20 protein-coding genes are annotated in these 22,383 nt (G+C 61.7%); 3 read left to right on the top strand and 17 right to left on the bottom strand.

The genetic code is table 11. The annotated features are described in order from the left end of the window. The first annotated feature begins 207 nt into the window (after positions 1-207). Complete coding sequence (gene crp / locus BLU46_RS19245; protein WP_017476332.1) at positions 208-852, top strand: cAMP-activated global transcriptional regulator CRP; 645 nt, start codon at positions 208-210, stop codon at positions 850-852. Here crp and BLU46_RS19240 read toward each other — a convergent pair. From BLU46_RS19240 to BLU46_RS19225, 4 genes are read right to left on the bottom strand one after another with little or no spacing between them, the layout of a single operon-like run. Next, the gene (locus BLU46_RS19240; protein ID WP_093204494.1) at positions 849-1,544 is read right to left on the bottom strand and encodes a lipoate--protein ligase family protein; all 696 of its coding nucleotides are present in this window, start codon (positions 1,542-1,544) and stop codon (positions 849-851) included. The two genes, crp and BLU46_RS19240, sit on opposite strands and share 4 nt — an antisense overlap. Before the next feature lie 2 nt (positions 1,545-1,546). After that, on the bottom strand, positions 1,547-2,383 hold the full coding sequence (gene trpC / locus BLU46_RS19235) for an indole-3-glycerol phosphate synthase TrpC (RefSeq protein WP_093204489.1): 837 nt from the start codon (positions 2,381-2,383) through the stop codon (positions 1,547-1,549). After that, complete coding sequence (trpD, locus tag BLU46_RS19230) at positions 2,380-3,429, bottom strand: anthranilate phosphoribosyltransferase (RefSeq protein WP_017476335.1); 1,050 nt, start codon at positions 3,427-3,429, stop codon at positions 2,380-2,382. The genes trpC and trpD overlap by 4 nt, the downstream gene beginning before the upstream one ends. Positions 3,430-3,438: 9 nt before the next feature. Further along, the gene (locus BLU46_RS19225) at positions 3,439-4,032 is read right to left on the bottom strand and encodes an aminodeoxychorismate/anthranilate synthase component II (RefSeq protein WP_017476336.1); all 594 of its coding nucleotides are present in this window, start codon (positions 4,030-4,032) and stop codon (positions 3,439-3,441) included. Positions 4,033-4,444: 412 nt separating this feature from the next. Between BLU46_RS19225 and estP the strand changes: the two genes are divergently transcribed. After that, complete coding sequence (gene estP / locus BLU46_RS19220; protein ID WP_093204485.1) at positions 4,445-6,367, top strand: esterase EstP; 1,923 nt, start codon at positions 4,445-4,447, stop codon at positions 6,365-6,367. A gap of 138 nt (positions 6,368-6,505) precedes the next feature. Here estP and trpE read toward each other — a convergent pair whose 3' ends face one another. The 10 genes from trpE to BLU46_RS19170 form a co-directional block, all read right to left on the bottom strand. Continuing rightward, the gene (gene trpE / locus BLU46_RS19215; RefSeq protein ID WP_093204481.1) at positions 6,506-7,987 is read right to left on the bottom strand and encodes an anthranilate synthase component I; all 1,482 of its coding nucleotides are present in this window, start codon (positions 7,985-7,987) and stop codon (positions 6,506-6,508) included. Between the two features lie 68 nt (positions 7,988-8,055). Further along, positions 8,056-8,874 carry a phosphoglycolate phosphatase gene (locus BLU46_RS19210; protein ID WP_093204477.1) on the bottom strand — a complete coding sequence of 273 codons (819 nt, stop codon included), beginning with the start codon at positions 8,872-8,874 and terminating at the stop codon, positions 8,056-8,058. Next, on the bottom strand, positions 8,871-9,545 hold the full coding sequence (gene rpe / locus BLU46_RS19205) for a ribulose-phosphate 3-epimerase (protein ID WP_008434441.1): 675 nt from the start codon (positions 9,543-9,545) through the stop codon (positions 8,871-8,873). The genes BLU46_RS19210 and rpe overlap by 4 nt, the downstream gene beginning before the upstream one ends. Positions 9,546-9,628: 83 nt before the next feature. After that, positions 9,629-10,777 carry an iron-containing alcohol dehydrogenase gene (locus BLU46_RS19200; protein WP_093204471.1) on the bottom strand — a complete coding sequence of 383 codons (1,149 nt, stop codon included), beginning with the start codon at positions 10,775-10,777 and terminating at the stop codon, positions 9,629-9,631. A gap of 202 nt (positions 10,778-10,979) precedes the next feature. After that, entirely contained in the window at positions 10,980-11,804 is an 825-nt protein-coding gene (locus tag BLU46_RS19195; RefSeq protein ID WP_010167249.1) for an ABC transporter permease, read from the bottom strand. Between the two features lie 13 nt (positions 11,805-11,817). Next, positions 11,818-13,050 (bottom strand): ABC transporter permease, encoded by a 1,233-nt coding sequence (locus BLU46_RS19190; RefSeq protein WP_093210172.1) that lies wholly within the window; start codon positions 13,048-13,050, stop codon positions 11,818-11,820. Between the two features lie 111 nt (positions 13,051-13,161). Continuing rightward, entirely contained in the window at positions 13,162-14,202 is a 1,041-nt protein-coding gene (locus BLU46_RS19185) for an ABC transporter substrate-binding protein (RefSeq protein ID WP_093204466.1), read from the bottom strand. Positions 14,203-14,245: 43 nt separating this feature from the next. Beyond that, the gene (locus BLU46_RS19180; RefSeq protein ID WP_063026781.1) at positions 14,246-15,358 is read right to left on the bottom strand and encodes an ABC transporter ATP-binding protein; all 1,113 of its coding nucleotides are present in this window, start codon (positions 15,356-15,358) and stop codon (positions 14,246-14,248) included. Between the two features lie 214 nt (positions 15,359-15,572). Beyond that, on the bottom strand, positions 15,573-16,202 hold the full coding sequence (locus BLU46_RS19175) for a response regulator (RefSeq protein ID WP_003210977.1): 630 nt from the start codon (positions 16,200-16,202) through the stop codon (positions 15,573-15,575). 25 nt (positions 16,203-16,227) lie between these two features. Further along, positions 16,228-18,615, bottom strand: a complete 2,388-nt coding sequence (locus BLU46_RS19170) for a PAS domain-containing sensor histidine kinase (RefSeq protein ID WP_093204462.1) — start codon at positions 18,613-18,615, stop codon at positions 16,228-16,230. A 77-nt stretch (positions 18,616-18,692) separates the two neighbouring features. Between BLU46_RS19170 and BLU46_RS19165 the strand changes: the two genes are divergently transcribed. Next, entirely contained in the window at positions 18,693-19,667 is a 975-nt protein-coding gene (locus BLU46_RS19165; RefSeq protein WP_093204458.1) for an alpha/beta hydrolase family protein, read from the top strand. A gap of 180 nt (positions 19,668-19,847) precedes the next feature. Here the strand turns inward: BLU46_RS19165 and BLU46_RS19160 are convergent, their stop codons facing one another. Genes BLU46_RS19160 through BLU46_RS19150 form a run of 3 tightly spaced genes read right to left on the bottom strand, consistent with a single transcriptional unit; the run spans position 19,848 to position 22,307 of the window. Further along, the gene (locus BLU46_RS19160; RefSeq protein WP_063026772.1) at positions 19,848-20,615 is read right to left on the bottom strand and encodes a TerB family tellurite resistance protein; all 768 of its coding nucleotides are present in this window, start codon (positions 20,613-20,615) and stop codon (positions 19,848-19,850) included. A gap of 1 nt (position 20,616) precedes the next feature. Further along, entirely contained in the window at positions 20,617-21,291 is a 675-nt protein-coding gene (murU, locus tag BLU46_RS19155; RefSeq protein WP_093204454.1) for an N-acetylmuramate alpha-1-phosphate uridylyltransferase MurU, read from the bottom strand. Then, positions 21,288-22,307 (bottom strand): aminoglycoside phosphotransferase family protein, encoded by a 1,020-nt coding sequence (locus tag BLU46_RS19150; protein WP_093204449.1) that lies wholly within the window; start codon positions 22,305-22,307, stop codon positions 21,288-21,290. The genes murU and BLU46_RS19150 overlap by 4 nt, the downstream gene beginning before the upstream one ends. Positions 22,308-22,383 lie beyond the last annotated feature (76 nt).

The following is a 22,383-nucleotide window of genomic DNA, read 5'->3' as shown; positions in this document are numbered from 1 at the left end:
GGGCTTTGGGCCGTCAGCGTTTCCCATCAAAGCGATCAACAGCAGTGATTACGGGGTAAATTCCCTAATGGAGGCGGAATGTGTCTGTTAAGCTGGCGCCAAATCAATGGCGCATTGCCATCCACTGGATGACATGGCTTAACCGTTGATCGCGCTGAACAAAAAAACAAGCTCAACAAAACCGTGCAGTCTTTTCGGGATACAACCATGGTTGCGATTACTCCCACACCCAAGATCAAGAACCTCGACAAACTGCTGATGCATTGTCAGCGCCGGCGTCATCCGGCCAAGCACAACATCATCTGCGCGGGCGAGCGTTCGGAAACCCTGTTCTTCATTATCAAAGGCTCAGTCACCATCCTGATCGAGGATGACGATGGTCGCGAAATGATCATCGCCTATCTCAATACCGGTGACTTCTTCGGCGAACTCGGGCTTTTCGAGCAAGCGGGCAAGGAACAGGAGCGCAGCGCCTGGGTGCGGGCCAAGGTCGAATGCGAAGTCGCCGAGATCAGCTATGCCAAGTTTCGCGAATTGGCCCAGCAGGATCCCGACATTCTGTACGCCTTGAGCGGCCAGATCGCCCAGCGCCTGAGAGACACCACGCGCAAAGTCGGCGACCTGGCATTTTTCGACGTCACCGGCCGGGTTGCCCGCTGCCTGCTGGAACTGTGCAAGCAGCCGGATGCCATGACCCATCCCGACGGGATGCAGATCAAGATCACCCGCCAGGAAATCGGGCGGATCGTCGGTTGCTCAAGGGAAATGGTTGGGCGGGTGCTGAAGGACCTGGAAGAACGCAACCTGGTGCATGTCAAAGGCAAGACCATGGTGGTCTTCGGAACGCGTTAAACCGGCAGAAAGCTCGCAAGCATCTGCCGGTACAACGTGTCGAGCCGGGCAATCGCGTCTGGCGCAGCAAAGGCTTCGTGCAGGGCGATATGGCTTTCAGCGCGCACCCGTTGTTCCAGGCCACACGCTTCATTGAAGCGATTGACCGCGGCGATCAACTCGACGCGATCGTCATCCAGCAACAACGCACCATGCACCAACCCCACCGGGCGTCCGCCACTCTGACGCCAGCGCTGGGCAGTACCGACCATTTTGCGGCCATCCAGGTTGACGTTGTAGCGACCGTCGCAAAAAGCCCCGTCAATCTCGCCCACCGATGCATTGCCACCCAGCTCGATAAGCAGGTCGCAAATCGGCTGGCACAAACGCTGGTAGCCGGTTTCGATGCGCCCTTGGTCACCTTCACTGCGTGGTGGCGCGTAGACCAGCGCAATATTGACCGTGGCTGCCGATTGCGGAACCGGCTCACCGCCGGTTTCCCGCAGCAGCACCGGCCAACCGGCATCTGCCGATACCTGGCTGGCGGTCTCGAATGCCGGAAGGCGGCTCAAACGACGAGGCATCACCAACGCTTGATCGCTGGGCTGCCAGAACAGCAGGCCGAACGGCTGCTCCCCCGCGCAGACAGCGGCGAGCAAATCCTGCTCGGCCTTAAGGCCTGCCTCGACCGTCATCGCCACCGGCTGGGTCATCATCAATCCAGGGTCGAACCACTGACAGCAACGCCACGCTCCGGGAAGAACAGGCGCTGCAATTCAGCCCCCGGGTTCTCGGCACGCATGAAGGTTTCTCCGACGAGGAACGAGTACACTCCGCTGATTTCCATCAGTTCGACATCGGCGCGATTGACGATGCCACTTTCGGTAATCACCAACCGGTCACGCGGGATACGCGGCAACAGGTCGAGGGTGTTTTCCAGGCTGACTTCAAACGTGTGCAGGTTGCGGTTGTTGACGCCCACCAACGGTGTGTCGAGGGTTTTCAACGCGCGTTCCAGTTCATCACCGTCGTGCACTTCCACCAGCACGTCGAGGCCGACGCTTTTGGCCACGGCCGCCAGTTCGGCCATCTTCACGTCATCCAGTGCGGAGACGATCAACAGCACGCAATCGGCGCCCAAGGCACGAGCTTCGACGATCTGGTAGGGGTCGACCATGAAGTCCTTGCGGATCACCGGCAGCGAGCACGCCGCACGCGCTTGCTGCAGGTACAGGTCGGAACCCTGGAAGAAGTCGATGTCAGTCAACACCGAGAGGCACGTCGCACCGCCCTTTTCATAGCTCTTGGCAATGTCTTCAGGAATGAAGATCTCGCGAATCACGCCCTTGCTCGGCGAAGCCTTTTTGATTTCAGCGATAACGGCCGGCTGCTTTTCCTTGGCCTGCTTGATCAGCGCATTGCCAAACCCGCGCGGTGCATCAGCGGTTTTCGCCAGGCCTTCCAGTTCAGCCAGGCTGACCCGGGCACGGCGTTCGGCAACTTCTTCTGCCTTGCGGGCCAGGATTTTCTCCAGAACGGTCGGAACACTCATCCTTCATTCTCCACTTTGAACACCGCAGTAAACGCACCCAGTTCTTCGAGCTTTTCGCGCGCCAGCCCGGTATGCAATGCATCATGAGCGAGGGCAACACCCTCTTTAAGACTGTAGGCGTGATCCGCGGCATACAGCGCCGCACCGGCATTGAGCACAATCATTTCTGCGGCTTTCTGGCCGTTTTCGGTCTTGCGACGCCCCAGGGCATCGCGAATCAATTCAAGGGAAGCCGCCGGGCTTTCCACCGCCAGGCCGTGCAGGCTCTGGCTTTTCATGCCGAGATCTTCAGGTTCGACCCAATATTCGGTGACCTGGTCATCCTTCAGCTCCGCCACGAAGGTCGGTGCGGCCAGGCTGAACTCGTCCAAACCATCCTTGGAGTGCACCACCAGCACATGCTTGCTGCCCAGGCGCTGCAGGACTTCGGCCAACGGCCGGCAGAGCGCCTGGCTGAACACGCCCACCACCTGATGCTTCACACCGGCCGGATTCGTAAGCGGGCCGAGCATGTTGAACAGGGTGCGCAGGCCCAAGTCCTTGCGCGGGCCGGCAGCGTGTTTCATCGCGCCGTGATGGGACTGGGCAAACATGAAGCCGATGCCGACGTTATCGATGCAGCGCGCCACTTGTACTGGGGTCAGGTTCAGGTAGATGCCTGCTGCCTCCAACAAATCGGCGCTGCCGCTTTTACCCGACACCGCACGGTTACCGTGTTTGGCCACGGTGCAGCCGGCAGCTGCCACCACAAAGGAAGAAGCCGTCGACACGTTGAAGATGTTCGCACCGTCGCCGCCGGTGCCGACCACGTCGACCACGCCGTCGAGGGTCTTGAGTTCGACCTTGTCCGCCAGCTCACGCATCACCGACACGGCGCCGACGATTTCGTCGATGCTCTCGCTCTTCATGCGCATGGCCATCATGAACGCGCCGATCTGTGCGTCGGTGCATTGACCGGTCATGATCTCGCGCATCACATCGCTCATTTCTGCGGTGCTCAGGTCCAGATGGCCGACGATACGGCTCAGGGCAGTCTTGATATCCATGAAAAGTCCTTAGCGCGTGCCGCCGCTCTGCTTGAGAAAGTTAGCGAACAGCTCGTAGCCCTGCTCGGTCAAAATCGATTCCGGGTGAAATTGCACCCCTTCGACGTTCAGTGTCTTGTGACGCAGGCCCATGATCTCGTCGACGGAGCCGTCTTCCAGCTGGGTCCAGGCCGTCAGCTCAAGGCATTCGGGCAGGGTTTCACGCTTGACCACCAGCGAGTGGTAGCGGGTAACCGTCACCGGCAGGTTCAAACCGTGGAATACGCCCTGGTCCTTGTGGAACACCGGGCTGGTCTTGCCGTGCATCACCTGGCGGGCGCGCACTACGTCGCCGCCGAAGGCCTGGCCGATGGACTGATGGCCCAGGCACACGCCCAGGATCGGCAGCTTGCCGGCAAAGTATTGGATGGCTTCGAGGGAGATGCCCGCTTCGGTCGGGGTGCACGGGCCTGGGGAGACGACGATGCGTTCAGGGTTCAACGCGGCGATTTGCGCCACGGTCAATTCGTCGTTGCGCACGACCTTGACCTCGGCGCCGAGCTCGCCCAGGTACTGCACAACGTTGTAGGTAAAGGAGTCGTAGTTATCAATCATCAGCAACATGTGGGTTAAAACCTCTTGAATTCACTGACTTCTAATGACGGCCTTCCAAGGGAGTGACCCGCTGCCAGACGCACTTTCCGGTTGCCGGGGTTGGCCGGCAAGGGGCGTCGAACAAAGGGTGAAGAAGGCAAATCGGTACAGGTCCGGCGGGGCCGGTAGAGAAAAGTTAGGCGCGCCAACGCCAACGGGCGTGTGCCTTGACTACTCGCATCAAGAGTTTGCTGATGATCAACACGGGGAGGGTCTCATTCATACGTTCAGGCACAGTAACGTAGCCTCGCCAGCGGTGCAATATGGCGCCGCAAATACGGGGGTAAGTGCCCGACCGATAATTGGCGTCAATTTTTTCAGAACCCTTGAAAGGTCGCTACAGTCACAGTGCTGATAAAAAAACAAAAGCATGGACGGACTCATGACCAAGACCCCTTATTTCGCTCCACTCGTCGGCTGCCTGCTAAGCCTGGCTTGCTCCCAAGCGTTCGCCGCGCCGTCGCCCTACTCGACCATGATCGTATTCGGCGACAGCCTGGCTGACGCCGGGACATTCGCCGACCCTGGGGCACCGGGTTCAACCTATCGCTTCACCAACCGTACCGGCCCGCAGTACTTCGACGGCAGCGGCGAAAGCACTTCGCTGATTTCCTCGACATTATTGGGCGGCAAGCTGGGAGTGGCAGCAGGCGACCTGAACGCATCCACCTCGCCGGAGCGCGCCGCGCAAGGCCAGGCAGACGGCAATAACTGGGCCGTCGGCGGCTACACCACCCAGCAGATCTACGATGCCATCACCGGCAACTCCACCGTCACCGATAGCGACACCGGGCAGGTGTTGCGTACACGCCCCGGATACCTGGCATCCACGGGCGGCCGAGCCGACCCCAACGCGTTGTACTTTCTCTCCGGCGGTGGGAATGACTTCCTCGACGGCCTGGTCCTCAGCCCCGGCCAAGCCTCGGCCGCAGCCGGTCGCCTGGCCGACAGCGCCCAGGCTCTGCAACAGGCTGGCGCCCGATATGTCATGGTGTGGATGCTGCCGGACCTGGGCCTGACGCCTGCCGTCAATGGCACGCCGCTCCAAGGGACCGTCAGCGCCCTGGCCGGCGTGTTCAACCAGACCCTGGTGCAGCGCCTGTCGCAAATCGATGCGCAGATCATCCCGCTGAACATTCCGTTGCTACTCAAGGAAACCTTCGCCGACCCCGGCCGCTTTGGCTTTGCCACCAACCAGAACCTCAACCAGACCTGCTTCAGCGGCACCACCTGCCGGAACCCCGTGTATGGCGTCGGCGGGACCAACCCGGACCCGACCAAGCTGATTTACAACGACACCGTCCACCCGACCGAGGCCGGCCAGGTGTTGATCGCCGACTACGCGTATTCGCTGCTGGCGGCCCCTTGGGAAATCACCCTGCTTCCGGAAATGGCCCAAGGTACCTTGCGCGCCCATCAGGATTCATTGCGCAACCAATGGCAAGCCGACTCGGGTAGCTGGCAGGCCGTAGGCCAGTGGCGGGCGATTGTCGACGCTGGCGGCCAGCACCTGGACTTCGATGATCAAAACAGCTCGGCCAGCGGTGACGGCAGCGGCTACAACCTGAACATCGGTGGCAGCTACAGGCTCAATGACGAATGGCGCGTGGGTGTGGCGGCAGGCTTCTACCGCCAGAGTCTTGAGGCCGGCGCCAGCGATTCGGACTACAAGCTCAACAGTTACCTGGGCACCGTGTTCGCCCAGTATCAGGAAGATCACTGGTGGGCCGACGCCGCATTGACCGGCGGCAAGCTGGACTTCGACAACCTCAAGCGCAAGTTCGCCCTGGGCATCAGCGAAGGCACCGAGAAAGGCGACACTGACGGCTGGCTATGGGCCTTGAGCGCACGCGTGGGGTATGACATCGCCGAGCCGAATAGTGAATGGCACTTCTCGCCCTTCATCAGCGCCGATTACTCGCGGGTCGAGGTGAATGGTTATTCGGAGAAAGATGCCCGTTCCACCGCGCTGACCTTTGATGACCAACAGCGCGACTCCAAGCGCCTGGGAATCGGATTACAAGCCAACTACCGCTTCACTCCCCAAACCCTAATGTTTGGCGAAGTGGCCCACGAGCACGAGTTTGAAAACGATACGCAGCGAGTGGGCATGTCCCTCAACAGCGTGCCGGGGATTGATTTCAAACTGGACGGCTACACGCCACGCAGCAATTCGGATCGCTTGAACCTGGGGATTAGCCACAAGGTGACCAAGGACCTGGCGCTGAATGCGGCCTATAACGTGAGGAAGGATGACAACTTTACCCAGCAAGGGGTGAGTGTCGGGGTGAGTCTGGATTTCTGAGGCGATCTCAAATCCCTCACAAAACAACTGTGGGAGCTGGCTTGCCTGCGATGCCGGTAAATCAGTCAACTAATCTGTCGACTGACACACCGCCATCGCGGGCAAGCCCGGCTCCCACATTTGGATCTAGATCAGCAGTTAGTCCTGCGGGGTCTGCTCAGCCAACGCCACCGCACGGAACATCGCCCGGCGCTTGTTCAGCGTCTCTTCCCACTCCAGCGCCGGCACCGAGTCGGCCACGATCCCGCCGCCTGCCTGCACGTGCAGTTCGCCGTCCTTGATCACCGCCGTACGGATCGCGATCGCAGTGTCCATATTGCCGTTCCAGGCGAAATACCCCACCGCGCCGCCATACACACCACGCTTGACCGGCTCCAGCTCGTCGATGATTTCCATCGCACGAATCTTCGGCGCACCCGACAAGGTGCCCGCCGGCAGGATCGCCCGCAGTGCATCCATCGCGGTCAATCCGGCCTTCAGCTCGCCGGTGACGTTGGACACGATGTGCATCACGTTGGAATAACGCTCGATCACCATCTTCTCGGTGAGCTTCACCGAACCGATTTCCGAAACACGCCCGGTGTCGTTGCGGCCCAGGTCGATCAGCATCAAGTGCTCGGCGATTTCCTTGTCGTCGCTCAGCAGGTCCTGCTCCAGCGCCAGGTCCGCCTCCTCGGTCGCACCGCGAGGGCGCGTGCCGGCAATCGGGCGCACGGTGATCAGGTTGTCTTCCACACGCACCAGCACTTCCGGCGAACTGCCTACCACATGGAAGTCGCCAAAGTTGAAGAAGTACATGTACGGCGTCGGGTTGAAGCAGCGCAGCGCCCGGTACAAATCGATGGGCGCAGCCTTGAAGTCGATGGACATGCGTTGCGACGGCACCACCTGCATGCAGTCACCGGCAAGGATATATTCCTTGATGGTATCGACGGCACGCTCGTAGTCAGCCTGGGTAAAGCTGGAGCGGAACACCGGGTCAGCCGCCGGTGGACGGCTAAGGTCCAGGCCGCGACGCGGGGTGATCGGCTGGCGCAGCTTTTCCAGCAGCGCTTCGAGGCTGGCCTGGCCTTGCTCGAACGCGTCCGCCTGGGAAGGGTCGGCCAACACAATCGCGTGCATCTTGCCCGCGAGGTTATCGAACACCACCACCGCATCGGAGACCATCAGCAGAATGTCCGGCACGCCCAACGGATCGGGGTTCGGGGATTTGCCCAGGCGTTTTTCCACGTAGCGCACGCAGTCGTAGCCGAAGTAACCCACCAGGCCGCCGTTGAAGCGCGGCAGGCCGGCGATGGTCGGCACGTTGTAGCGCGCCTTGAACGCCTCGACGAAGGCCAGCGGGTCTTCCACGTCGTGGCTTTCAATCTCGACGCCGTCCAGGGTGATGCTCACATGGTGATCATGGACACGCAGCACTGTGCGGCACGGCAGGCCGATGATCGAATAACGGCCCCATTTCTCGCCACCCTGCACCGACTCCAGCAGATAGGAGTTAGGCTCGTCGGCCAGCTTCAGGTAGATCGACAATGGCGTGTCGAAGTCGGCCAGGGTTTCGCAGGCCATGGGGATACGGTTGTAGCCGGCAGCGGCCAAACGCAGGAATTCTTCGCGGATCATGAGGTGCCTCGTGGCTTGAGGGTCTAACGGTCAGGTGTGCAAACGTGCCGCAGCGCGGCGAGGATCAGTCAGGCGCGCCAACGCCAGCGGGCCAGGGCCTTGATGACTTTCATCCAGAGTTTGCGAGTGACCACCACGATGGGATTTCCAGAAGGGGATGAAACAGCGTCGGGCAACGTTATCTCAGCGCCCGTTCCCAAGCAACCGGGGATTAACAGGCGCAGGTCATCAATCACCAGCGCCGGGGATTCCTCGGCAATCGGCCGGCCATGGTTGTAGCCGTAACTCAAGGCCACACACTTGACCCCCGCCGCTTTCGCCGCCAGCACATCACTGCGCGAATCGCCGACAAACAGCGATTGAGACGCCGGGATATTGGCCATTTTCATCACGAAAAACAGTGCCGCCGGGTCGGGTTTCTTCTGCGGCAAGGTATCGCCACCGATGATCCAGCGGAAATACCGACCGATCTTCATCTGGTCCAACAGCGGCGCGACGAAGCGCTCCGGCTTGTTGGTGATCAGGGCCATTTCCACGCCCTGCTTATGCAGCCATTTCAGGGTGTCGCGCACGCCGGGATAAACCACGGTCAATTCGTGGCCGTTTTCATAGGCCACGTTGAACAACTCAAGCGCATGCTCGGCTTCCACCTCATCGACACCCTCGGCCTCGATGTTGTTGGCCAGGGCCCGGCGCACCAGCATCTGCGCGCCGTTGCCAACCCACTCGCGCACCGACTCGATGCCCGCCGGCTTGCGCCCCAGCTTGAGCAGCATGTCGTCCACCGCGGCCGCCAGGTCCGGCACCGAATCGATCAACGTACCGTCCAGATCGAACATCACCAGCCGTGGCAGTTTGCCGGGGAACAGCTGCTCAAAGCCGCTCATGGACGCGCCAGCGCCAGTTCTGCACGCATCTTGGCGATCACTTCCTGATAGTCCGGGGCATTGAAGATCGCCGAGCCGGCCACAAAGGTGTCGGCACCCGCTGCGGCGATTTCGCGGATGTTGTTGACGTTGACGCCACCGTCGATCTCCAGGCGGATATCACGGCCCGAGGCATCAATCAGCGCCCGCGCTTCACGCAGCTTGTTGAGGGTGCCGGGGATGAATTTCTGCCCGCCGAAGCCCGGGTTGACGCTCATCAACAGGACCATGTCGACCTTGTCCATCACGTACTCAAGCACGCTCAACGGGGTGGCCGGGTTGAACACCAGGCCCGCCTTGCAACCGCCCTCGCGGATCAGCTGCAGGGTGCGGTCCACGTGCAGCGTGGCTTCCGGGTGGAAGGTGATGTAGGTCGCACCGGCTTCGATGAAGTCGCCGACAATGCGGTCCACCGGGCTGACCATCAAGTGCGCGTCGATGGGCGCGGTCACGCCGTATTTACGCAGGGCGGCGCAGACCATCGGACCAATGGTCAGGTTCGGCACATAGTGGTTGTCCATGACATCGAAGTGAACGAAGTCGGCACCGGCGGCCAACACATTGTCCACTTCCTCACCCAGGCGGGCGAAGTCGGCGGAGAGAATCGATGGAGCAATGACGAAGGGCTGCATGACGCACCTTTTTGAGCTAAATCACGATGGCGCGCATTGTATACCTCATGCTTTGCCGCGCGCACCGTGACCTCGCTCAATGGTTAATAAGCTGCCCGGTAGATTTTCTCGATATCAGCGGCGCTGAGCTTGCGCGGATTGTTGCGCATCAGGCGTTCGATTCCCGCGGCCTCTATGGCCATGGCCGGGATCGCGTCTTCGGGCACACCGAAGCTGCGCAGGCCGGACGGGATCTCGACTGCGGCACACAGTCGCGTCATCGCCTCGACGGCCTGGTCCGCCGCATCCACGGCGCTCAGCCCCGTGACATTCACGCCCATGGCCTCGGCAATCTCCTGCATGCGCTCCACACACGCCAGCTTGTTCCAGTGCATCACGTAGGGCAGCAGCAAGGCATTGCTCACGCCGTGGGCGATGTTGAAGCGCCCGCCCAGTGGATAGGCCAACGCGTGCACCGCGCCCACGCCTGCATTCCCGAACGCCATCCCGGCCATCAGGCTGGCGGTGGCCATGTCGTCACGGGCTTGCAGGTTGAGCGGATTGGCGTAGGCCTTGGGCAACGCCTTGGCGATCAGTTTGATCGCACCAATGGCCAGCGCATCAGTGATCGGCGAGGCATTCAGCGACAAGTAGGACTCGATGGCATGCACCAGCGCATCCACGCCACTGGCGGCAGTCACGCTGCGGGGGCAGGTCAGGGTCATTTGCGGGCTGATCAGGGCCACGTCCGGCAGCAGGAAATCGCTGACGATGCCTTTTTTCAGTTGCGCGACCTTGTCCGACAGAATCGCCACGTTCGTCACTTCAGAGCCGGTGCCGGCGGTGGTGGGGATCGCGATCAACGGCGGACCTTTGCGCGGCACCTGGTCGACGCCGAACAGGTCGGCCAGGGCGCCGTGATAACCGGCGTAGGCCGCCACGCTCTTGGCAATGTCGATGGCACTGCCGCCGCCGACGCCGATCAGGCCGTCATGCCCGCCTTCTCGGTAAACGCGCATGCAGTCCTCGACGATGGCGATTTCCGGGTCGGGCAGCACGCGGTCGAAAATTTCATAGGCCCGCTCACCCAGGTGCTCCAGCGCCAGCGCCACGGTGCCGGACTTGACCAGCGCCGCGTCGGTGACAATCAGCGGGTTGTCGACATCCAGCCGCGTCAGCTCGGCGGCCAGTTGCTCGATGGCGCCTGGGCCGGTGAGCAGTTTATGGGCGATCTTGAATGAGGAAGTACTCATGTGCGCGGCCTCTTATCAGTTATGGGCTGGCACAAGAGTAGCTGACTTAGGCTGGTTGTCTTGCATTCAGCTACTGAATAGACACAGACCCAATGTGGGAGCGGGCTTGCTCGCGAAGGCGGTAGGCCAGTCGATATCTCTGTTGACTGACACACCGCCTTCGCGAGCAAGCCCGCTCCCACATTTTGATTTCTGTTTGGCTTCAAACTTGGGCGGTGCGCAGTTTCTCGCTGCGCCCGCGCAGCCATTCCAGGGTCAGCAACAGCACCACCGAGAAGGCGATCAGCAAGGTCGCCGCTGCGGCAATGGTGGGGCTGAGGTTTTCGCGGATGCCGCTGAACATCTGGCGGGGCAAGGTCGCCTGTTCGGGCCCGGCGAGGAACAGCGTCACCACCACTTCATCAAACGAGGTGGCAAACGCAAACAGCGCCCCGGAAATAACCCCCGGCGCAATCAGCGGCAAGGTCACCCGGCGAAACGCCGTCAGCGGTGATGCCCCCAGACTGGCCGCCGCCCGCACCAGGTTATGGTTGAACCCCTGCAAGGTCGCCGACACGGTGATGATCACGAACGGCACGCCCAGCACCGCGTGCACCACGATCAGCGAAAAGAAGCTGTTGCCCAGGCCCAGCGGTGCGAAGAACAGGTAACTGGCCACGCCGATAATCACCACCGGCACCACCATCGGCGAAATCACCAGGGCCATCACCAGCGCCTTGCCCGGAAAATTCCCGCGCGTCAGGCCAATCGCCGCCAGCGTGCCGAACACCATCGCCAGCACCGTGGCCGCTGGGGCGACGATGATGCTGTTCTTCAAGGCCCGCATCCATTCCGCCGAGCCGAAGAAGTCCTGGTACCAGTGCAGCGAGAAGCCTTGCAGCGGGTAAACCAGGAAACTTCCGCTGTTGAACGACAGCGGGATGATCACCAGCACCGGCAAGATCAGGAACAACAGGATCAGGCCGCAGAGAATCCGCAAGCTGTAGAACCAGACCCGTTCCACGGGCGACATATAAGGGCTCAGCATCGCAACGGTCTCCTTAGCTCAGGCGCAGGCGGCTGGCGCCCACCAGCCAGTTGTAGATCAGGTACAGCACCACGGTGGCCAGCAGCAACAAGCCGCCCAAGGCCGTGGCCATGCCCCAGTTGATGCTGGTGTTGGTGTAGAAGGCCACGAAGTAGCTGACCATCTGGTCGTTCGGGCTGCCCAGCAAGGCCGGGGTGATGTAGTAGCCGATCGCCAAAATGAACACCAACAGGCAGCCAGCGCCTACGCCTGCATAAGTCTGCGGGAAGTACACGCGCCAGAAGCTGGCGAATGGGTGGCAACCCAGGGAAATCGCCGCCCGCATGTAAGTCGGCGAGATGCCTTTCATCACGCTGTAGATCGGCAGAATCATGAACGGCAGCAGGATGTGCACCATGGAGATGTAGACGCCGAGCCGGTTGAACACCAGTTCCACCGGTTTATCGATCAGGCCCATGCCCATCAACGCGCTGTTGATCAAGCCGCCGGACTGCAGCAACACGATCCACGCCGCCACGCGCACCAGCACCGAGGTCCAGAACGGCAGCAACACCAGGATCATCAGCAGGTTGCTTTGCCGTGCCGGCAGGTTGGCCAGCAGGTAAGCCAGTGGATAGGCCAATAGCAGGCAGCACACGGTGATGACCAGGCCCATCCAGAATGTACGGGCGAAGATATCGAGGTAGATCGCCTGGTCGGGAGTGGCCGGGGCGATTTCGCCGAGGTCGTCAATGCGATGATCCACGGCCGCCAGCAGGTAGTACGGCGTCAGGCTGCTGGTGTTACGCCGGATCGCCTGCCAGTACGCCGGGTCGCCCCAGCGTTCGTCGAGGTTTTCCAGCGCTTCTTTATAAGAGGCAGGCGCTTCGGTAAACGGCAGCGCCCGCGCGGTTTTCGTCAGCAGGCTGCGATAGCCCGCCAGTTCCATGTTCAAGCGTTTTGAAAGGTCGCCCAGGGTCGAGTTTTTCCGGGCTTCGCCCAAGTCATCGCTGATGGCCTGGTACACCGGCTCGCCGGGCAGGCCACGACCGTCCCAGGCGGTTACCGCTACCACCGTGCGCGGGAGGCCGCCCACCACTTCCGGGTTGCCGACGCTTTTGTACAGCAGCGCCACAATCGGCACCAGAAACACCAGCAGCAAAAACACCACCAGCGGCGCGATCAAGGCCTGGGCCTTCCAGCGGTTGAGCCGTTCGGCACGCGCCAGGCGCTGTTTCAGGGTGGGGCTGGGAATGGCGAGGGCCATGGCGAACTCCGGGTTCTTAAACATGAATGCAAAACGTTGGTGTGGCGCTTGTCCTGTGGCGAGGGAGCTTGCTCCCTCGCCACAAAGGTGGGTGTCACATTGGCGACCGGGTTATTTGGCCGCCCACGCGTTAAAGCGCTGCTCCAGTTGCTCACCGTTATCCGCCCAGAAGCTCACGTCGATCTGCACCTGATTGGCGATGTTTTCCGGGGTAGTCGGCATGTCCTTCAGGATGTCCTTGGCCAGCAACGGTACGGCTTGGGTATTAGCCGGGCCGTAGGCGATGTTTTCCGAATAGGTCTTCTGCTGCTGCGGCTGCACCGAGAAGGCGATGAATTTCTTCGCCGCGTCAGCACGTTCCTTGGCCAGGCCTTTTGGAATGGCCCAGGCGTCGAAATCGTAGATCCCGCCGTTCCACACCACTTTCAGATTGCTTTCTTTCTGCACGGCGGCGATCCGGCCGTTGTAGGCAGAACTCATCACCACGTCGCCAGAAGCGAGGTACTGCGGCGGTTGGGCGCCCGCTTCCCACCACTGGATATACGGCTTGAGTTCATCGAGTTTCTTGAACGCGCGGTCCTGGCCATCTTTGCCGGCCAGCACTTTGTACACATCCTTCGGCGCCACACCGTCAGCCATCAAGGCGAATTCCAGGGTGTACTTGGCGCCCTTGCGCAGGCCGCGCTTGCCCGGAAATTTCTTGGTGTCCCAGAAATCTGCCCAGCCGCCTGGTGGAGCTTTGAGTTTGTCGGCGTTGTAGGCCAGCACGGTGGACCATACGAAGAAGCCCACGCCGCACGGCTGGATCGCGCCCTTCACGTAGTCGCCCGGGTTGCCGAACAGTTTCGGGTCCAGGGGTTCGAACATGTCTTCGTCACAACCACGGGACAGTTCCGGCGACTCCACTTCCACAAGGTCCCAGGACACGCTTTTGGTGTCGACCATGGCCTTGACCTTGGCCATTTCACCGTTGTATTCGCCGGCGACGATTTTGCCGTTGCCCGCGCTTTCCCACGGGGCGTAGAAGGCCTTGACCTGCGCCGCCTTGTTCGCGCCACCAAAGGACACCACCGTCAAATCAGGGCCTGCCATGGCCTGTGTCGCCCCCAGGAGGCTCAAAGCCAGGGCTGAATATTTCAGGGATCTCAACATTGTTGTTCTCTCCACGTGCGAGGTTGGTGAAGCAAGGGGGCGATCAATTCGCCTCTAGAAGTGGGTCGAGTGCGCGAACGTGCTCGACTTGCCAGCCAATCGGTACCACGTCGCCGACCGCCAGGGCCGTGTCCAGCTCGGCGATCGGTTGTTTCACAAAAAAATCGGACTTGCCGCAGACTTCCAGGCGCACTCGCACGTGGTCGCCCAGGTAGATGAATTCGGCCACGCGCCCGGAAAAGCGGTTGACGCAGCTCTCGCTGGAACCATTCAGGCTGACGCGCTCCGGGCGTACCGACAGGGTCACCGGACCGCCGACCTGGCCAACGTTCACCGCCAGCGCCTCGACCTTTTCGCCACGCGCCAGCTCGACCACGCAACGGTCGCCGGTGTGGCTGTGGAGACGGCCATTGAGGCGGTTGTTCTCGCCGATGAAGTTGGCGACGAAGGTGTTTTTCGGCTCTTCATACAAGGTGCGCGGAGCAGCGATCTGCTGGATCTCGCCCTGGTGGAATACCGCCACCCGGTCGGACATGGTCAGCGCTTCGCCCTGGTCGTGGGTCACGTACACCACGGTCACGCCGAGGCGCTGGTGCAGGTGCTTGATCTCCATCTGCATGTGCTCGCGCAGCTGCTTGTCGAGGGCGCCGAGGGGTTCGTCCATCAGCACCAGCTGCGGCTCGAACACCAGCGCCCGGGCCAGGGCCACCCGCTGCTGCTGGCCGCCGGAGAGTTGCGCCGGGTAGCGCTGGGCGAAGGCATCGAGCTGGACCATGCTCAGCACACGCTTGACCCGCTCGCTGATGTCGGTCTTGCTCAGGCCGCGTACAGAGAGCGGAAACGCCAGGTTCTCGGAGACCGTCATGTGGGGGAACAGCGCGTAGTTCTGGAACACCATGCCGATGTCACGCTTGTGGGGCGGCACGTTGTTGATGGAACGACCGGCCAGCTGGATCTCGCCGGCGGTGGGGGTTTCGAAGCCGGCGAGCATCATCAGGCTGGTGGTCTTGCCCGACCCGGACGGCCCGAGCAGGGTCAGGAACTCGCCCTTGCGAATCTCCAGGTTGAGGTCTTTGACGATCAGGTTCTCGCCGTCGTAGCTCTTTTGCACGCCACGAAAGCTGACCAGCACATCATTTGAATCCACCTCGCTCATACCCGCACCTTTTTGTTTTGGACTGCCATGGAGCAAGCGTAGTCCAGCCGCCAGCCCTCGGAAATCGGGGGGCCGGAGAGATTGGCATCAGCCGGATGGAAGGTTTGGGGTAGGGATCGCCCTACACGGATGGCGGGCACAGGACAGTGCGACAGCTACAGGTGGCAGGAACGGGTCTGCCGAGGCCCGAGGGTGGTCGCAAATAGATAGGCGGCTATAGGAGCTTGTGCTCCATGGCGTACTTCACCAGTTCCGCCAGGGAGGTGATGTTGAGCTTTTGCATCAGGCGCGCCTTGTGAGTGCTGATGGTTTTGCTGCTCAACGCCAACTGCTGGGCGATGTCGTTGACGTTGGCGCCCTGGGCCAGGCGCTCGAATACCGAGAACTCGCGCTCCGACAACAGCGAGTGCAGCGGCCGGGAGTCGGTCAGGCCGACTTCGAAGACCATGCGGTCTGCCAGGTCCGGGTCGATATACCGCCCGCCCGCCGCGACCTTGCGGATCGCCGTCAGCAGCAGCGCCGGGTCACTGTCCTTGGTGGCGTAGCCGGCGGCACCGACCTTCAGCGCACGAGCGGCCATTTGCGCTTCGTCGTGCATCGATAGCACCAGGATCGCCGGGGGATTGTTCAGCGCACGAATCCGCGGAATGGCTTCCAGGCCATTGACGCCAGGCATCGAGATGTCCAGCAACACCACCTCGCAGGGCACGTGGCGCAGGGTCTCCAGCAACTGCTCGCCATTGCTCGCCTCGCCCACCACCAGCAGGTCCTTGGCCAGGCCGATCAGTTGCTTGATGCCTTCGCGAACGATGGTGTGGTCTTCAGCTACCAGTACACGGATCACTGTGGATGTCCTCTTTTTTTGGTTATCAATCCAGCGGCACTGTCACGCTCAGGATGGTGCCTTCGCCCAATTCACTGTCCAGGCTCAGTTGCCCGCCCATGATCAACACCCGTTCGCGCATGCCCACCAGGCCAAACGACACTGGTCGACCGGGGGCCTGGACGAAACCAATGCCATCGTCGCTGATGGTCAGCCGCAAGTGCGCGCCCTCCACCACCAGCGTCAGTTCGACAGTATGCGCCTGGGCATGGCGCATCACATTGGTCAGTGCCTCCTGCAGGATGCGGAACAGGCCGATGGCCTTGGCGTCGCTCAGTAGCGGCAGGTTATCCGGCACCTGCACCAGGCACGGAATCTGCGTACGGGCTTCGAAACGCCGGGCCTGCCATTCGATCGCCGAGGCAATCCCGGCATCGAGAATCGGCGGACGCAAGGCGGTGGCCACATCGCGTACCAGTTGGAACAGTTGGGCGATCAGGCGCTTCATACTGTTCAGCCGCTCGTGCAGGCCGGGATCCAGTTGCGCGTAGGTCAGTTCGCACATCGAGGTTTCCAGCTTGAGCACGGTGAGCATCTGCCCCAGTTCGTCGTGCACTTCCCGGGCGATGCGGGCCTTCTCTTCCTCGCGCACGGTTTCCAGGTGGGCCGACAATTCCCGCAGTTGCGCGCGGGAGGCGTCCAGCTCCAGCTCGATGCGTTTGCTCTCGCTGATGTCCCAGACAATTCCGTCCCAGACCACGGCGCCGTCTTCCAGGCGCCGGGTCACAGCCTTGATATCGGCCCAGCGCTGCTCGCCCAGGCGGGTCAGGATGCGGCCCTGCCAGGCCCAGTTACTCTCGGTCTCGATGGCCTGGTCCTGGGTGCGGTGATAACTAGCGCGGTCGTCGGGATGCACCAGGCTGCGAATGCCCATGGCCGGATGGCTGAGCACTTCCGGCGCGTAACCCACCAGCCCCTCGCTGCCCTGGCTGATGTAGGCGAACTCGATCGCCTCGCTGCGCGGCAAGCGCTCCAGGCGAAACACCAGACCTGGCACATTGGCGGCGATCCCTTGCAGCCGCGCTTCGCTTTCCTGCAACGCCGCAAGGGCCCGGCGACGCTCGGTGACGTCGTTGAGGTAAACCACCAGGTATTCGCCGTCGGCAAAGCGCAGGAAACTCAGGGACACGTCGGCCGGCAATACGCTGCCATCGGCGCGCAGGCAGTTGGTCGCAAAACTCTGCGGCCCGTCTTCGCTGGCCCGGGCGCGTTTCCACAGGTTGAGCCAGCGATCCATGGTCAGCGTCGGGTCGAATTCGATCAGCGGGCGTTCGATCAGGGCGCCGGCGGCGTAGCCGAGCATGGTTTCCGCCGCCTGGTTGGCGTAGCGCACATGACTGTCCCAATTGACCCAGAGGATGCCGACGGTGCTTTGGTCGATGGAGAACTGGGTCAGGCGCAAGGCTTCAGCACCGGCGGCGCGGGCGGCACTTTCTTCCCGGGCGGCCAGCAGGTTGTGTTCCAGGCCGCGTTGCTGGCGGCGCTGCCAGAACACCACGGCCAGGCTGGCGAGCAAGAGAAGGCCGAGAAGCAAGGTGAGGTTTTGCCAGAACCCAGGCGACTCGGTCACACGAGGATATTTGGGCTGCAGCCAGCGTGTGTGCAACTGGTCCAGGTCGCGGGCGGGAATCGAACGCAAGGCGCTTTGCATGATGTCGGCCAGCTCTGGCCAGTCGCGGCGCGTCGCCACCCGCAACAATTGCGGCAGGCCGATATCGCCCACCACGGCGAGGCCGGCGAACTCGGTTTCCCCAGACAACCGGCTCAATTGCGCCTCATCCACCACCGCATACCGCGCCTGCTGGCTCACCAGTAATTGCAGGGCCTGGCGCTCCATGGGCACGCCTTGCAGGTTGAGACTCGGATAGGTGCTGCGCAGGTAATCCGCCACGGCGCTGGGCATGCGCACGGCGACGCGGGATTGGTCGTCGAGTTTTTCCAGGTCGACAGCGGTGCTGCCATCGCGAACCCCGACGATGTGCTGGGGCACCCGCATGTACGGGTCAGAGAATAGCCACAGGCGCAGGCCGGCCGGGGTTTGCAGCAGGCCCGGCGCGAGGTCGACCTCGCCGTCACGCACCGCCGCCTCCAGTTGCTCCTGATTGGGAAAGTTGCGCCAGGTCAGCTCGATGTTCAGCGCCTTGGCCAGCCACTGCATCAATTCGACGTTGGCCCCGGAAAGCCGCTGCAAGCGCCGATCGTATTGTGCATAAGGCGCCTGTAACACCAGGCCGACCCGCAAGTCGGGATGCTGGCCGAGCCATTCACGTTCGCCGGCATCAAGCTGCGCCTGGTGAGCGGCAGGCGCAGGCACGGCGCCCGCGATCAAGGGAAAGCATAAACAGCCGATAACCAGCAGGTAGCGAAAACCCATGATCCACGTCTCATATCACTGACAAATACTGACCAACCCATTAGGCTGCCGGAATCACTTCTGGCCGGAAATCAACGATGCCACTTTCCCACCGCTCGGCACTGCCAGCATTGTGCCTGTCGCTGCTGTTTACCAGCGCCTTTTGTGTCGAGGCTGCCGACACTCCCGCTCCCGCCCCGGAAAAACCGGTAGCACGCCAGCCCTTGCCCGAGCGCAGCCAGGAAGAAGCCAACGCCCTGGAGCGACAAATCCCACAACAGGAACAGCAACAGTTGCAGGCAGGCAGCGATTCTTTCCTGGCCCTGTGGAAGCCGGCCAACACTGGCGAGCCTGAAGGCGTGGTGATTATCGTCCCGGGCAATGGCGAAAGTGCTGACTGGCCTCAAGCAATCGGGCCGTTGCGCAAAAAATTGCCGGACGCTGCCTGGGGCACCCTGAGCTTGTCACTGCCGGACCTGACCCTGGACACGCTGCCACCCCGGGTCATCGAATCGCCCAAGGCGGCCGTGGACACCAGCAGCAAAGACGCGAGCACCGTCGCCAAACCTGTGGAGCAAGCCGCCAGCGCCGAAGCTGAAGGCACCGACCCGGCTGTGGTTCCGGGCAACGATGAACAAGACAAGACCGACGCCACGCGAATCTTCGCGCGCATTGACGCCGCCCTTGCCTTCGCCCAGACCCAGAATGCCCGCAGCATTGTGCTGCTCGGCCACGGCACAGGCGCCTGGTGGGCCGCACGCTACCTGAGTGAAAAACAACCGGCGCAGGTGCAGAAATTTGTCATGGTGGCCGGACAAACCCCGGTGGGCCGTGCCCCGGACCTGCAACAACTGGCACCGAAATTGAAGGTGGCCACGGCAGACTTTTTCTACCAGGACAACGCCCTGGTACGCAAAGCGGCCCAGGAACGTTCCCAGGCCAGCAAGCGTTTGAAGAATGACAGCTACAAGCAGGTGTCGTTGAAGGCCTTCCCCGATAACAGCCAGGCCGGGCAAGAACAACTGTACCGCCGGATTCGCGGCTGGCTGAGCCCGCAAAATCCCGGGGACTGATCGTAAATCTCAAAAACACTGGAGAGTAAAATGTGGGAGCGGCGGTGCGACGATTCGACTTGCTCGCGAATGCGGTGAGTCAGTCACTGTATCTGTTACTGATCCACCGCATTCGCGAGCAAGCCCGCTCCCACAATTGATCCGGTTTACACCATAAAAAAGCAGCGCCTGATGATTCTGCTAGCGAAAGTCTCGTCTTTCGCGAATCAGCGCATAGGCGTTGTGCAGCTCACGGGTACGTTCAGTCGCCTCCCGCACCTGGGCTGGACTGGCACCACTGCCAGCAATTTTGTCCGGGTGGTGCCGGCTGAGCAGGCGCCGGTAGGCGCGTTTGATCACCGAAGGCTCAGTGGTCGAGGTCACCCCCAGAATCCGCAGCGCCTCCTGATAGGCCCCGCCACGATTGGCCAACGGCTTGCGCTCTGGCTCGTAGTCAGCCGCCAGCGCCTGGACCTGCTGGACCGTCCAACCCAGCCATTTGCCCCATTGCTCAATCAACTCCCGCTCGGCAGTGCTGGCCTTGCCGTCCGCCCAGGCCATGCGCCAACAGGCACGCAGCACACCTTCCGCCGCGTGAGGCTGAGCCTTGAGCACGCCCAAATAACTGCGCACCCGGTCCGAGCCGGACTTGCCGCGATTGAACGCGGCAATCGCACGGCGCTGGGCCGGCTCGGACATATCCAGCGAGCGCATTTCCTGGCGCGCCTGCTGGATATGCCCGTCCACCACCCGGCCGTTACTCTTGGCCAGGCGACCGAGCAACACGAACAGCAGTTCGTCATTGCGCAACGCCGGCCGGCCGCCAAGGCGCTCGCGTAACTGAGCCCAGCTTTGCAGCTCCAGGCGCCGGTCCAGCGCCTGGCCCAGCAACGCGCCCAACATGGCCCCCGGAATGCTGGCAATGGCAAAGCCTGCCCCGGCTCCAATCAGAGTCCCTGGCCACAACATCCTAGTGCCCCGCTGTCAGCAGGGTTTCGACTTGCGCCAGGCGCTCCAGTGTCCCGACATCGATCCAGCGTCCGTTCATGTGTTCCCCCGTCACCAACCCTTTCGCCATGGCGTCACGCAACAGCGGCGCCAGTTTGAAAGCACCCGCACTGCAACCCGCGAACAGCTCGGGATGGAGTACGGAAATGCCACTGAAGGTCAGGTTATCGGCACCAGGAGCGGCATCATGAAGTGCGCCGTCCTTTATGTAGAAGTCACCGCCGGACGGGTGATGGGGCGGGTTGTCGACCATTACCAGGTGGGCCAGGCCATTCAACGGCTGTTTCAGGCTGGCAAAGTCGTAATCGGTCCAGATGTCGCCATTGACCACCAGGAACGGTTCGTCCCCCAGCAGCGGCAAGGCCTTGAAAATCCCGCCGCCGGTTTCCAGCGGCTCGCCTTCGGCCGAGTACTGGATACGTACGCCGTACTGCGCGCCGTCCCCCAGGTAGCCTTCGATCTGCTGGCCGAGCCACGCATGGTTGATGACGATATCGGTGAAGCCGGCTTTCGCCAGCGCCTCGAGGTGATACTCGATCAGGCGCTTGCCACCGGCCTGGATCAGCGGCTTGGGCGTGTGCAGGGTGAGCGGGCGCATCCGCTCACCTTTGCCGGCGGCCAGGATCATGGCCTTCATACCACCGCCTCGGCGCGCAGACTCGCCAGCAACTCACCCAGGTCGCTCAACTCTGGCCGGTCCGCGAGCACCGCCTCTATATAAGCAAAGAAGCGCGGCACGTCCGCCAGGTAGCGTGGTTTGCCATCGCGATGGCAGATGCGCGCGAAGATGCCGATCACCTTCAGGTGACGCTGCACGCCCATCAGGTCGCTGGCCCGCAGGAACTCTTCAAAGTCTGCCTGCACCGGTATGCCCAACTCGCCAGCACGCTGCCAATAACCGCGCTGCCATTCCCGCACACGAGCCTGCGGCCAACTGAGGAACGCATCCTTGAACAGGCACGTGATGTCGTAGGTCACCGGGCCGTAGACCGCATCCTGGAAATCCAGCACGCCGGGGTTTGGCTCGCTGATCATCAGGTTGCGCGGCATATAGTCGCGATGCACCAGCACCTTGGGCTGGGCCAGCGCGCTGTCGATCAGGTGTTCGCTGACGCGCTGCCACAGGCCAAGTTGCCGGGCGTCGAACTCGATGCCCAACTCCCGGCGAACGTACCATTCAGGAAACAATTCCAGCTCCCGACGTAACAGCGCGACGTCATAGCTGGGCAATGGCGCCTCCATCGGCAATTGCTGGAAAGCCAGCAACGCGTCGATGGCATCGGCGAACAATTGATCAGCATTTTGCTCGTCAATCACGTCCAGATAGGTTTTTTTCCCCAGGTCGTTAAGCAAAAGAAAGCCGCGAATCAGATCTTGCGCATAAATTTTCGGAACATTTATTCCCGATTGACCGAGCAAATGAGCGATATCGACGAAAGGTTTGCAGTTTTCCTGGGGGGGTGGAGCGTCCATTACGACAAAACTGCGACCTCCTCCGTCCCATCGGAAGTAACGCCTGAAACTCGCGTCACTGCTGGCCGCAGTCAACGTGGCCGGGGGTACGACACCCCAGCCCTGGGCGGTAAAAAGGCTGGGCAATTGCTCATCAAGCCAGACTTTCAGCTGTTGCAAACGTAGATCTTGGTCGGGCATTACAAGGGTCTCCGACGGCGCTAGCCGTCAAGCGGGTCATGCTTTATTATCACGCATCTTTTTCAGACCATCGAGA

Source organism: Pseudomonas yamanorum (genome assembly GCF_900105735.1).
Classification (GTDB): Bacteria; Pseudomonadota; Gammaproteobacteria; order Pseudomonadales; family Pseudomonadaceae; genus Aquipseudomonas; species Aquipseudomonas yamanorum.
This window is presented reverse-complemented; position numbering and strand designations above follow the sequence as displayed.

Coding starts and splice junctions, on each gene's coding strand:
- crp (WP_017476332.1), top strand. CDS start 208: ATGGTTGCGATTACTCCCACACCCAAGATCAAGAACCTCGACAAACTG.
- BLU46_RS19240 (WP_093204494.1), bottom strand. CDS start 1,544: ATGACCCAGCCGGTGGCGATGACGGTCGAGGCAGGCCTTAAGGCCGAG.
- trpC (WP_093204489.1), bottom strand. CDS start 2,383: ATGAGTGTTCCGACCGTTCTGGAGAAAATCCTGGCCCGCAAGGCAGAA.
- trpD (WP_017476335.1), bottom strand. CDS start 3,429: ATGGATATCAAGACTGCCCTGAGCCGTATCGTCGGCCATCTGGACCTG.
- BLU46_RS19225 (WP_017476336.1), bottom strand. CDS start 4,032: ATGTTGCTGATGATTGATAACTACGACTCCTTTACCTACAACGTTGTG.
- estP (WP_093204485.1), top strand. CDS start 4,445: ATGACCAAGACCCCTTATTTCGCTCCACTCGTCGGCTGCCTGCTAAGC.
- trpE (WP_093204481.1), bottom strand. CDS start 7,987: ATGATCCGCGAAGAATTCCTGCGTTTGGCCGCTGCCGGCTACAACCGT.
- BLU46_RS19210 (WP_093204477.1), bottom strand. CDS start 8,874: ATGAGCGGCTTTGAGCAGCTGTTCCCCGGCAAACTGCCACGGCTGGTG.
- rpe (WP_008434441.1), bottom strand. CDS start 9,545: ATGCAGCCCTTCGTCATTGCTCCATCGATTCTCTCCGCCGACTTCGCC.
- BLU46_RS19200 (WP_093204471.1), bottom strand. CDS start 10,777: ATGAGTACTTCCTCATTCAAGATCGCCCATAAACTGCTCACCGGCCCA.
- BLU46_RS19195 (WP_010167249.1), bottom strand. CDS start 11,804: ATGCTGAGCCCTTATATGTCGCCCGTGGAACGGGTCTGGTTCTACAGC.
- BLU46_RS19190 (WP_093210172.1), bottom strand. CDS start 13,050: ATGGCCCTCGCCATTCCCAGCCCCACCCTGAAACAGCGCCTGGCGCGT.
- BLU46_RS19185 (WP_093204466.1), bottom strand. CDS start 14,202: ATGTTGAGATCCCTGAAATATTCAGCCCTGGCTTTGAGCCTCCTGGGG.
- BLU46_RS19180 (WP_063026781.1), bottom strand. CDS start 15,358: ATGAGCGAGGTGGATTCAAATGATGTGCTGGTCAGCTTTCGTGGCGTG.
- BLU46_RS19170 (WP_093204462.1), bottom strand. CDS start 18,615: ATGGGTTTTCGCTACCTGCTGGTTATCGGCTGTTTATGCTTTCCCTTG.
- BLU46_RS19165 (WP_093204458.1), top strand. CDS start 18,693: ATGCCACTTTCCCACCGCTCGGCACTGCCAGCATTGTGCCTGTCGCTG.
- BLU46_RS19160 (WP_063026772.1), bottom strand. CDS start 20,615: ATGTTGTGGCCAGGGACTCTGATTGGAGCCGGGGCAGGCTTTGCCATT.
- murU (WP_093204454.1), bottom strand. CDS start 21,291: ATGAAGGCCATGATCCTGGCCGCCGGCAAAGGTGAGCGGATGCGCCCG.
- BLU46_RS19150 (WP_093204449.1), bottom strand. CDS start 22,307: ATGCCCGACCAAGATCTACGTTTGCAACAGCTGAAAGTCTGGCTTGAT.